The organism is Mixta gaviniae (genome assembly GCF_002953195.1).
GTDB lineage: Bacteria > Pseudomonadota > Gammaproteobacteria > Enterobacterales > Enterobacteriaceae > Mixta > Mixta gaviniae.
In genome coordinates this window covers 1,033,586-1,045,466 of record NZ_CP026377.1, presented here as the reverse complement: position 1 = coordinate 1,045,466, position 11,881 = coordinate 1,033,586, and the positions used below count along the sequence as shown (strand labels likewise).

Annotated in this window: 9 protein-coding genes and 1 pseudogene; 2 read left to right on the top strand and 8 right to left on the bottom strand. The window is 58.0% G+C overall.

The window, feature by feature from the left end; all coding sequences use genetic code 11:
• Positions 1-13: 13 nt before the first annotated feature.
• From rseP to rpsB, 8 genes and pseudogenes are all read right to left on the bottom strand, one after another.
• Positions 14-1,354 carry a sigma E protease regulator RseP gene (gene rseP / locus C2E15_RS04775; RefSeq protein WP_104956354.1) on the bottom strand — a complete coding sequence of 447 codons (1,341 nt, stop codon included), beginning with the start codon at positions 1,352-1,354 and terminating at the stop codon, positions 14-16.
• A 12-nt stretch (positions 1,355-1,366) separates the two neighbouring features.
• Positions 1,367-2,224, bottom strand: coding sequence for a phosphatidate cytidylyltransferase (cdsA, locus tag C2E15_RS04770; RefSeq protein ID WP_104956353.1), 858 nt, complete (start codon positions 2,222-2,224; stop codon positions 1,367-1,369).
• A gap of 18 nt (positions 2,225-2,242) precedes the next feature.
• Positions 2,243-2,994 (bottom strand): annotated as a pseudogene (gene ispU, locus C2E15_RS04765) ((2E,6E)-farnesyl-diphosphate-specific ditrans,polycis-undecaprenyl-diphosphate synthase).
• Positions 2,995-3,182: 188 nt separating this feature from the next.
• Entirely contained in the window at positions 3,183-4,385 is a 1,203-nt protein-coding gene (gene ispC, locus C2E15_RS04760; protein WP_104956352.1) for a 1-deoxy-D-xylulose-5-phosphate reductoisomerase, read from the bottom strand.
• 146 nt (positions 4,386-4,531) lie between these two features.
• Positions 4,532-5,089, bottom strand: coding sequence for a ribosome recycling factor (frr, locus tag C2E15_RS04755; protein WP_104956351.1), 558 nt, complete (start codon positions 5,087-5,089; stop codon positions 4,532-4,534).
• Positions 5,090-5,228: 139 nt separating this feature from the next.
• Complete coding sequence (pyrH, locus tag C2E15_RS04750; protein WP_104956350.1) at positions 5,229-5,954, bottom strand: UMP kinase; 726 nt, start codon at positions 5,952-5,954, stop codon at positions 5,229-5,231.
• Positions 5,955-6,107: 153 nt separating this feature from the next.
• Complete coding sequence (gene tsf / locus C2E15_RS04745; RefSeq protein ID WP_104956349.1) at positions 6,108-6,959, bottom strand: translation elongation factor Ts; 852 nt, start codon at positions 6,957-6,959, stop codon at positions 6,108-6,110.
• 254 nt (positions 6,960-7,213) lie between these two features.
• A complete protein-coding gene (gene rpsB / locus C2E15_RS04740) occupies positions 7,214-7,939 on the bottom strand; it encodes a 30S ribosomal protein S2 (protein WP_104956348.1) in 726 nt (241 codons plus the stop codon).
• Positions 7,940-8,305: 366 nt separating this feature from the next.
• Between rpsB and map the strand changes: the two genes are divergently transcribed.
• Both map and glnD read left to right on the top strand, forming a co-directional pair.
• Complete coding sequence (gene map / locus C2E15_RS04735; protein WP_104956347.1) at positions 8,306-9,100, top strand: type I methionyl aminopeptidase; 795 nt, start codon at positions 8,306-8,308, stop codon at positions 9,098-9,100.
• An 85-nt stretch (positions 9,101-9,185) separates the two neighbouring features.
• Complete coding sequence (gene glnD, locus C2E15_RS04730) at positions 9,186-11,840, top strand: bifunctional uridylyltransferase/uridylyl-removing protein GlnD (RefSeq protein WP_104956346.1); 2,655 nt, start codon at positions 9,186-9,188, stop codon at positions 11,838-11,840.
• Positions 11,841-11,881: the final 41 nt, after the last annotated feature.

The following is an 11,881-nucleotide window of genomic DNA, read 5'->3' as shown; positions in this document are numbered from 1 at the left end:
AACGTTCCGGTCATCACAGGCGAGAGAAATCATTGAATAGTGCAAGCCCCATTAACAGCACCAGCAAAATTGAGCCGATGCGATAACTGAAGTCCTGAACTCGCTCGGACACCGGTTTCCCTTTGATTTTTTCAATCGCCAGAAAAAGCAGATGCCCACCATCTAATACCGGTAACGGGAAAAGATTGATAATACCGAGATTCACGCTGATCAGCGCAAGAAACATCAGGTAATAAATCATCCCATACTCTGCTGACATCCCGGCGCCTTGGGCGATAGAAATCGGCCCGCTCAGGTTGTTCAGCTTAACATCGCCGGTGATCAATTTGCCAAGCATGCCGACCGTCAGCTTCATCAACTGCCAGGTTTTCTCCCCGGCCTCGCCGATGGCGGCAAACGGACCATACTGACGCACCGTTTTGTATTCCTCCGGCAGCGGCAGCACACGCGGCACGACGCCGGCAAACCCTTCCGCGCCTTTCGCGGTCGGCGTCAGCGTCAGGCTGACGGTTTCACCCTGGCGCTCGACGTCCAGCGCGATGGCTTTGTCCGGACGTTCACGCACCAGGTTAACGAAATCCCGCCATGCCGTCAGCGGTTGACCATCGACTTTAACGATCCTGTCGCCAGCTTGCAAACCTGCCGCGCTGGCAGGCGAGTTCGTCTGGACATCCGCCAGTACCGTTTCAATCTCCGGTCCGCGCGGCGCGATGCCCAGCGCCAACACCGGATCCTGCTTGTCCGGCTCAAAATGCCAGTTGCGCAAATCGACCCGTTTTTCCAGGCGCTGCCCCGCGCCGAAAGGCGACAGCGTCAGAATAACCTCGCTATCGCCAATCTTACCGACCAGCGCCATGCGTACAGCATCCCAGTCAGGCGTTTCGATGCCATCAACGGCTTTAAGTTCCATACCGGGCGAAATTTGCGCTTCCGCCGCTACCGAACCGTTCACGATTTCGCCAATCACCGGACGCACGCCGGGGACGCCGTGAATAAACACCAGCCAGTAGGCGAAAATCGCGAAGAGGAAGTTGGCGACGGGACCGGCGGCAATGACCGCCGCGCGCTGCAGCACGGTTTTATTGTTGAAGGCCTGATGACGCAGCTCCGGCGCGACGCTTTCTACGCGCTCATCCAGCATCTTGACGTAGCCGCCCAGCGGGATCAGTGCGATGACGTACTCGGTGCCGAGCCGATCGCGACGTCGCCACAGCGCCTTGCCGAAGCCAACGGAAAAGCGCTCTACTTTGATTCCGCAGCGGCGCGCCACCCAAAAGTGGCCGAATTCATGGACAGTGATCAGCACGCCCAGCGCAACGATAAAGGCGGCAAGACTCCAGATAAAGCTCAGCATAGCGTCTTGTCCTTACAGCGTCCTGAACACCAGCAGCAGCAAACAGGCGAAAACCGGCACCGCAGCGGTCAGGCTATCGATGCGATCGAGAATGCCGCCGTGGCCGGGGATCAGATGTCCGCTATCCTTAATGCCCGCTTCGCGCTTGAACATGCTTTCCGTCAGATCGCCCAGCACGGAAGCCAGCGTGGCGACAATCGAGCTGATCAGCAAAGTGCCCGGCGCCACCGTCAGCGGCGCCCACAGGCCGAAGAGCCAGGCGATCAGCGCGGCGGTGACCAGTCCGCCGAAGAAGCCTTCCCAGGTTTTACCCGGCGAGACCTTCGGTGCCAGCTTATGCTTGCCGAACAGACGGCCAAACATATAGGCCCCGGAGTCGGCGCCCCACACCAGCACCATGACGTACAGCAGCCACCAGGCGCCGGCGAAATGGTCCGCGCTGTAGTGATACTGACGCAGCGCCACCATACCGAAGAAAAACGGCACGATAGTCAGCACGCCGAACAGCAGGCGCAGCGCGCGCGACTGTCGCCAGAAGCTGGCGGAGCCGGGATAGGTCAGCACCAGCAGCAGCGCGACAATCCACCAGCCGAGCGCAGCCCAAAGCGAACCGCTGAACTGCGGCAGCTGCACGGCATATTGGTAAGGGGGAAGCGTGAAGAGCATCACGGCAAGCAGCAGGCCGCACAGCACGGCCAGCCAGATGCGTTGAAGACGGGAAGTAAAGCCGGCAAGCTGGCCCCACTCCCATGCGGCCAGCATACATACCACAAGCGTGGCAATGGCGAACCCTGAGGGCGGTAACCAGAAAAGCGCAGCGATCACCAGAGGGATCAGGATGAACGCTGTAATCAGACGCGACTTCAGCAAAGGTTACCCCCAGGGCGCTCAGGCGCCGCCAGGTGCTGCGCCGCCAAATCGACGCTCACGATGTGAGAAAGCATTCATTGCACCTTCAAAAACTTGTTCGTCAAAATCAGGCCAGAGAACATCGGTAAAGAAAAACTCCGCGTAGGCGATTTGCCATAGCAGGAAGTTACTGATGCGATGCTCCCCCCGGTCCTTATTACCAGATCCACCGGTGCCAAATCATGCATACAGAGAAATCCGGACAGCGTAGTTTCCTCGATCTGGTCAGGACGGAGCAACCCTTCCTGCACCTGCTCGGCTATCTGTCGTACGCCGTGAATAATATCCCAACGGCCGCCATAATTCGCGGCAATGTTGAGGGTTAATCCATTATTTTGTTGAGTAAGTTCCTCAGCGCGGCGAATGCGCTCCTGTAAGCGTGAATTAAAACGGCTGATATCGCCAATAATTCTTAAGCGAACATTGTGTTTATGCAGGCTTTTTACTTCGCTATCGAGCGCCCAGACAAACAGCTCCATCAGCGCCACCACTTCCTGCGGCGGACGGGACCAGTTCTCGCTACTGAAGGCATAAAGCGTGAGTGCTTCCAGTTTATTGCTGACGGCAAAGCTTACGGCGCGGCGCACCGATTTCACTCCCGCTTTATGACCGGAGACACGAAGTTTGCCCTGATTTTTCGCCCAGCGGCCGTTGCCATCCATGATGATGGCCACATGACGCGGGCGTATCCGCTGCTGGTCATCGGTTGTTATTTGAGTTTCGGACGACATAACGCGTATTCATTTCCTTTAATCAGAAATACAGCGGCTTCTGAATACATTTCCCGTGCGGCCGTAAAAAAGCCGTGACGACCACGGCTCTGTTCACCGCTCTGGCTGTGTGTAAATGCAAAACGGGAGCCGGGGACTATACCAGTTTCCCCCTGGGCTCACAAATGGCGACCACGCAAAACTGCGAATTAACCCGCCGCGGAGAAGCGCGGTAACAGCGCCTGCGCCGCCCGTCGCGCCTCCGCATCGATCGCCAGCACCGCGTCCACGCTTTGTGGTTCCGCAGAGTGAAGCGATGCCAGAACGGCGGTATTGAGCGCGGCAATGTCGGTAAAGCGAATCTGCGCGTTAAGAAACGCGGCGACCGCTATCTCATTGGCCGCATTCAGCGCGGTGGTCGCCGCCTGCCCCTGCTCGCACGCATCCATCGCCAGTTTCAGGCAGGGATAGCGGTTAAAATCAGGTTCGGCGAAGGTTAACGCCTTCATTCGGGTAAAGTCGAGCGGCGTGGCGCCCGCTTCGACCCGCTGCGGCCAGGCCATCGTATGGGCGATCGGCGTACGCATATCCGGCGATCCCAGCTGCGCCAGTACGCTGCCGTCGCGGTAGCGCACCATAGAGTGAATCACCGATTGCGGATGCAGGATCACTTCCATCTGGGCATCGGTTGCATTAAACAGCCAGCGGGCTTCAATGTATTCCAGGCCTTTATTCATCATGGTGGCGGAGTCAACGGAGATTTTACGCCCCATCGACCAGTTCGGATGCGCGCAAGCCTGCTCCGGCGTGACGGTAGCCAACGCCGGGAGCGGCGTGTCACGAAACGGTCCACCAGATCCCGTAAGGATGATCGACTCAATGCCGTTCTCCTGGAGGTTAGCGTATCCTAACTGTTGCTGGATGGAAGCCGGTAAACTCTGAAAAATGGCATTATGCTCGCTGTCGACGGGCAGCAGACGCGCGCCGCTGGCGCTCACCGCCTCCATAAATAAACGGCCGCACGTGACAAGGGATTCTTTATTCGCCAGCAGCACCGTTTTACCGGCGCGAATGGCGGCCAGCGTCGGCAACAGACCCGCCGCGCCGACGATCGCCGCCATCACCTGGTCCACCTCGTCCAGCGCTGCCAGCTGGCAGGCAGCCTCTTCGCCGAACAGGACGTCGGTTTTCACCCCTTCCTCACGCAGCCGCTGGCGCAGCAGGCGCGCGGAAGCCTCATCGGCCATTGCGGCGTAGTCGGGGCGGAAACGCAGGCACTGCCCGACCATCAGATCGACATTGTATCCGGCGACCAGCGCCTTAACGGAGAACTGCTGAGGATTGGCCGCCACCACCGCCAGCGTATTAGTGCCAATCGATCCGGTGGAGCCGAGAATGGTAAGTTGCTTCATGAGGCCGCTCTGTGTAGAAATTCGGACACGGCGCTACAGAGAAATGCGCCAGTGCGCCAATAATGGGGAGAAAGCAAAACGCCGTCAAACAGCGTAGGCTGGATAACAGTACGCTGTGGACGGCGTTTCACAGAAGCGCGATGGGATCAGAAGTCCATCAGCTCCGTTTCTTTTTCAGCCAGCGCAGCATCAATTTTCTTGATGTACACGTCGGTCATTTTCTGGATTTCATCCTGCGCGCGGCGTTCTTCATCTTCGCCGATCGCTTTGTCTTTCAGCAGCGCTTTCGCTTTATCGTTAGCATCGCGACGGACGTTGCGCACGGATACGCGGCCCTGCTCAGCTTCGCCGCGCACAACCTTGATCAGATCTTTACGACGCTCTTCGGTCAGCGGCGGCAGCGGCACGCGGATGTCGGTGCCGGCAGAACTCGGATTCAGACCGAGATCGGACGCCATGATCGCTTTCTCAACAGCCGGACCCAGAGAGCGGTCAAACACGTTGATCTTCAGCGTGCGTGAGTCTTCGACGGTAACGTTGGCCAGCTGGCGCAGCGGTGTCGGCGTACCGTAATATTCTACTACGATACCGTCGAGAAGCGCTGGTGATGCGCGGCCAGTGCGTACTTTGCCGATGTTATTTTTGAACGCCTCAACGCATTTTTCCATGCGCGTATCGGCATCTTTTTTGATGTCGTTAATCACGTTGTAACCCTTGGATTCTGTGTGACCTGCCACGGCGACGTGTCAGGAAACGGTAAAATTCGTCGGTAATCCTGAACGGTGCGCGACGCGCTAAACGCCGCGCAGACAGAATATACCCTATTTTACGCCGTGACGGATATTAATGCGTAATCAGGGTGCCTTCTTTTTCACCCATTACCACACGACGCAGCGCGCCCGGCTTGTTCATATTGAACACGCGAATCGGCAGCTGATGGTCGCGCGCCAGAGTAAAGGCGGCCAGATCCATCACTTTCAGCTCACGTTCCAGCACTTCCTGATAGGAGAGCTGATCATACAGGGTCGCGTCCGGGCTTTTAACCGGATCGGCGGAATAGACGCCGTCGACTTTAGTGGCTTTCAGCACCACGTCGGCTTCGATTTCAATACCGCGCAGGCAGGCGGCGGAGTCGGTCGTAAAGAACGGGTTGCCGGTGCCGGCGGAAAAGATCACCACGCGATTGTTGCGCAGCAGGCTGATGGCTTCCGCCCAGCTGTAGTTATCGCACACGCCATTCAGCGGGATTGCCGACATCAGGCGCGCGTTCACATAGGCGCGGTGCAGCGCATCACGCATCGCCAGGCCGTTCATCACGGTCGCCAGCATGCCCATGTGGTCGCCTACTACGCGATTCATGCCCGCCTGCGCCAGACCGGCGCCGCGGAACAGGTTGCCTCCACCAATCACGACGCCCACCTGAATACCCAGCTCCACCAGCTCTTTAATTTCCTGAGCCATACGGTCGAGTACGCTCGCGTCGATGCCGAAACCTTCGGCGCCCTGCAGCGCTTCGCCGCTCAGTTTTAGCAGGATACGTTGATAAACAGGTTTTGCATTGGTAGCCATGGTCGTTTTTTCCTGGAAGCTATCATGAAAATAGGGAGTTAAATCCGATCTATCATCCGCTTAGTCGGTGAGGAAAGCTATTGGGATGAGACTGAAAAATGCTGACGAACTCAGACAAAAAAGAACCGCCGGTTGGCGGTTCTTTCGGGACCATTAAGACTGCTTGGACATAGCAGCAACTTCTGCTGCGAAGTCGCTTTCGACTTTCTCAATGCCCTCACCCACTTCGAAGCGGATGAAGTTGATAACGTCGGCGCCTTTCTCTTTCAGCAGCTGACCAACGGTTTTGCTCGGATCCATCACGAAGTGCTGACCGGTCAGGGAAACTTCGCCGGTGAACTTGTTCATGCGGCCCTGAACCATTTTTTCTGCGATTTCGCGCGGCTTGCCAGACTGCATGGCGATGTCCAGCTGGATCTGATGCTCGCGAGCAACCACGTCAGCCGGTACGTCTTCCGGCTTCACGTATTCCGGCTTGCTGGCTGCAACGTGCATGGCGATGTGCTTAACCAGCTCTTCGTCAGCGCCGGTGGCAGAAACCAGAACGCCGATACGCGCGCCGTGCAGGTAAGAACCTACAACGTCGCCTTCCAGGATAGCAACGCGACGGATGTTGATGTTTTCACCGATTTTCGCTACCAGCGCGGTGCGCTGATCTTCGAACTTCGCTTTCAGCGCGTCGATATCAGTGATGCGCTCAGCGGTCGCGGCGGCGATAACTTCTTTACCGAAAGCCAGGAAGCCGGCATCTTTAGCAACGAAGTCGGTTTCGCAGTTCAGCTCAACGATCACGCCAACATTGCCGGAAACTTCAGTCAGGATCACGCCTTCAGCAGCAACGCGGCCAGATTTCTTCGCCGCTTTCGCCTGACCAGACTTACGCATGTTGTCAATCGCCAGCTCGATGTCGCCATTCGCTTCAACCAGCGCTTTTTTACATTCCATCATGCCCGCGCCAGTACGCTCGCGCAGTTCTTTTACCAGAGCAGCGGTAATATCAGCCATTCTCTCTTCCTCAGTTGTCTGTTGCCTGCGGTGTCTTCCCGCTCGCGCGGGAACGGCCGCCACGGCGTTGCCAGGGCGACCAGCCTGCCTGCCCGCTTATTTGCTGCGGGCCAACAGCCCCTGTTCGCAGGAGTGCTTCGCCGCCCGATCTGACGCAGCCAGACCGGGCGGCGGTGAAAAAAATAAAGGGGCCTTAAGCGGCCCCTTACAGATCATATCTGAATGATAAGGGCTCTGTAGCAGAGCAAACCTTATTAAGCGTTCTCTAAAGAAGCTTCTTCTGCCTGCTCAGCCAGATCCTGAGAGCGGCCTTCGCGAACGGTTGTCGCTACAGCGGTCAGGTACAGGCTAACAGCACGGATCGCATCGTCGTTACCCGGGATAACGAAATCAACGCCATCCGGATCAGAGTTGGTATCAACGATAGCAAATACCGGGATACCCAGGTTGTTTGCTTCTTTGATTGCGATGTGTTCGTGATCGGCATCGATAACAAACAGTGCGTCCGGCAGACCGCCCATGTCTTTGATACCGCCCAGGCTGTTTTCCAGCTTGGCCAGTTCACGAGCGCGCATCAGCGCTTCTTTTTTGGTCAGTTTGTCGAACGTACCGTCCTGAGACTGAGTTTCCAGATCTTTCAGACGTTTGATGGACTGACGAACGGTTTTCCAGTTAGTCAGCATACCACCCAGCCAGCGGTGGTTTACGAAGAACTGGTCGCAGCTCAGTGCAGCCTCTTTGATGGACTCGCTGGCAGCGCGCTTGGTACCGACGAACAGAATCTTACCTTTACGGGAAGCGATCTTGTTCAGTTCCGCCAGAGCGTCGTTGAACATCGGTACGGTTTTCTCAAGGTTGATGATGTGAACTTTGTTACGCGCACCGAAGATGAACGGCTTCATTTTCGGGTTCCAGTAACGGGTCTGGTGACCGAAGTGAACACCAGCCTTGAGCATGTCGCGCATGGAAACAGTTGCCATGATTACCTCTGTAATGAGTTGGGGTTGGGCCTCCACATATCCCATGCAACCGACCCCGAAAGGCACCCCGGCGCATGTGCCGATATGTGTGTGTTGTTTACACATAATGAGATTTATGCGTTTCCAGCAGAGCTTTCGCCTTACTTGGAATCGTCGGCGCGCTTTATATCATAAAGCGTGATTTGACGCCAATATTTGTTCGCCCCTGTCGGCTGCGCGCGCCGATCGCCCCGCCCGTTCGTCGTGCCGGCAGCGAACGCCGCCAGCGGCAGATTAACGGTCAGTGGCAGCGCGCAGGCTGACCTGCTAACATGGCTCCACTTGCTCTATTATTGTCGAAAATGACGACAACTGCGGATAAAATTAATGGCAATTTCAATTAAAACCCCAGAAGAAATCGAAAAAATGCGCGTCGCGGGCCGTCTTGCCGCCGAGGTGCTGGAGATGATCGAATCGCATGTGAAACCGGGCGTTTCCACCGGCGAACTCGATCGCATTTGCAACGACTACATCGTCAACACGCAGCAGGCGGTCTCCGCCAGCCTCGGCTATCACGGCTTCCCGAAATCGGTCTGCATTTCCGTGAACGATGTGGTGTGCCACGGCATTCCCAGCGATGACAAACTGCTGAAAGAGGGCGACATCGTCAATATCGACGTGACGGTGATTAAAGATGAGTATCACGGCGATACCTCTAAAATGTTTATCGTCGGCAAACCGACCATCCTGGGCGAGCGCCTCTGCCGCGTCACGCAGGAGAGCCTCTATCTGGCGCTGCGCATGGTGAAGCCGGGCATCCGCCTGCGCGCCCTGGGCCGCGAGATCCAGAAATATGTCGAAGCGCAGGATTTCTCCGTGGTGCGCGAATATTGCGGCCACGGCATCGGCAAAGGCTTCCATGAAGAGCCGCAGGTGCTGCATTACGACGCAGATGACGGCGGCGTGGTGCTGCAGCCGGGTATGACCTTCACCGTTGAGCCGATGGTTAACGCCGGCGACTACCGCATCCGTAGCATGAAAGATGGCTGGACGGTAAAAACCAAAGATCGCAGCTTGTCCGCGCAGTATGAACACACTATTGTGGTGACGGATAACGGCTGTGAAATTCTTACCCTGCGTAAAGACGACACCATTCCGGCAGTGCTGGTCAACGAAGCCTGAGGGCGTAGCGCGCCTGTCTGAATGCGATTTGCGAAAGCCGGCTGCCCGCCGGCTTTTTTTATGGCGAAAGCGGAGCAATCTTTCCATGAGCAATGGCGTAACCGACGAAGTACATAGTGGCCTGACGGATTCGCCGTCGGAGTGGGACGATGCGCAGCTTACGCGCGAGCAGCTCAAACAGCGGCTCGATAGTTTCCAGCTGCGTCTCGCCGCCGCCTTCGACGCCGGCGAAGCGGTAGAAACGCTGATCGACGCCCGCACGCTGTTTATTGATCGCCTGCTGCGTCGCCTGTGGCGCTTTTACGGCTTTGAAGAGGTAGCGGAGATCGCACTGGTCGCCGTGGGCGGCTACGGCCGTGGCGAACTGCACCCGCTTTCCGACGTTGACGTGCTGATACTGAGCCGTGCGCCGCTGGAAGAAGCCGCCGCGGCGCGCACCAGCGAACTGCTGACGCTGCTCTGGGATCTGAAGCTGGAGGTCGGCCACAGCGTGCGCACGCTGGAGGAGTGCCTGCTGGAAGGGCTTGCCGATCTCACCGTCGCCACCAACCTGATCGAATCACGTATGCTGATCGGCGACGTGGCGCTGTTTCTGGAGCTGCAAAAGCATATCTTCAGCGACGGCTTCTGGCCCTCCGCCCGCTTTTACGCGGCGAAAATCGCCGAGCAGCAGGAGCGTCATAAACGCTATCACGGCACCAGCTACAACCTGGAGCCGGATATCAAAAGCAGCCCCGGCGGCCTGCGCGATATCCATACGCTGCTGTGGGTCGCGCGGCGGCACTTCGGCGCCACCTCGCTGGATGAGATGGTCGGCTTCGGCTTTCTCACTGAGGCGGAGCGCAACGAGCTGAATGAATGTCAGGCGTTTTTGTGGCGCATCCGCTTCGCTCTGCACCTTACCCTGCCCCGCTACGACAACCGTTTACTCTTCGATCGCCAGCTGACTGTTGCCCAACGCCTGAACTACCAGGGCGACGGTAACGAGCCGGTAGAGCGCATGATGAAGGATTTTTTCCGCGTCACGCGGCGCATCGGCGAACTGAACCAGATGCTGCTTCAGCTATTTGACGACGCCATTCTGGCGCTGGAGGCCACCGATAAGCCGGTGCCGATCGATGAAGATTTTCAGCTGCGTGGCACGCTGATCGATCTGCGCGATGATGCGCTGTTTATCCGTCAGCCGGAAGCGATCATGCGTATGTTCTGGGTGATGGTGCGCAACGAAAATATCAAAGGCATCTACTCTTCGACGCTGCGCCAGCTGCGCCACGCGCGCCGTAACCTGCAGCAGTCGCTTTGCTACCTGCCGGAGGCGCGGCGCTATTTTCTCTCCATCCTGCGCCATCCCGGCGCGGTAAGCCGTGCGCTGGTGCCGATGCACCGTCACAGCGTACTGTCGGCCTACCTGCCGCAGTGGAGCAAAATCGTCGGCCAGATGCAGTTCGATCTGTTCCACGCCTACACCGTGGATGAGCATACCGTGCGCGTGCTGCAGAAGCTGGAAAGCTTCGCCAGCGAGTCGACCCGCTCGCGCCATCCACTGTGCGTTGAACTGTGGCCGCGCCTGCCGCAGCCGGAGTTGCTGCTTATCGCGGCGCTGTTCCACGATATCGCCAAGGGCCGCAACGGCGACCACTCGGTTCTCGGCGCGCAGGATGTGCTGGCGTTCGCCGAGCTGCACGGCTTAAATTCGCGCGAGGCGCAGCTGGTCGCCTGGCTGGTGCGCTATCACCTGCTGATGTCGGTCACCGCTCAGCGCCGCGACATTCAGGACCCGGCGGTAATCCAGCAGTTCGCCGAAGTGATGCAAAATGAAAACCGCCTGCGCTATCTGGTCTGCCTGACCGTCGCGGACATTTGCGCCACCAACGAAACGCTGTGGAACAGCTGGAAGCAGAGCCTGTTGCGCGAGCTGTTTTTCGCCACCGAGAAGCAGCTGCGGCGCGGCATGGAAAACTCGCCTGACCTGCGCGAACGCGTACGCCATCATCGCCTGCAGGCGCTGGCGCTGCTGCGTATGGACAACATTAATGAAGAGACGCTGCATCAAATCTGGAGCCGCTGCCGCGCCGACTACTTCCTGCGCCATACGCCGAATCAGCTGGCCTGGCACGCGCGCCATCTGATGAACCACGATCTGCGCCAGCCGCTGGTGCTGGTCAGCCCGCAGGCGACGCGCGGCGGCACGGAGATCTTTATCTGGAGTCCCGACCGTCCCTATCTGTTCGCCGCGGTGGCGGGCGAGCTGGATCGCCGTAACCTCAGCGTACATGACGCGCAAATCTTTACCAGCCGCGACGGCATGGCGATGGATACCTTTATCGTGCTGGAGCCGGACGGCAGCCCGCTGGCCCCCGATCGTCATCAGATGATCACCCAGGCGCTGGAGCAGGCGATCGCGCAGACCAGCTGGACGCCGCCGCGCACCCGCCGCCAGTCGGCAAAGCTGAAGCATTTTAACGTCGATACCGAGGTGCGTTTTCTGCGTTCGTTCAACGATCGACGCACCTGGCTGGAGCTGGTGGCGCTCGATCGTCCCGGCCTGCTGGCGCAGGTTGGCGAGGTGTTTGCCGATTTAGGCATCTCGCTGCACGGCGCACGCATCAGCACCATCGGCGAGCGGGTAGAGGATCTGTTTATTCTCGCCGACGACGAGCGTCGGGCGCTGAGCGCCAATTTACGCCATAAGCTGCAACAACGGTTGACAGCGGCCCTTAATCCAAACGATAAAGTGTGACCCCGATTTTTTAATACCGTCGTTCACCAGACTATCGGGCC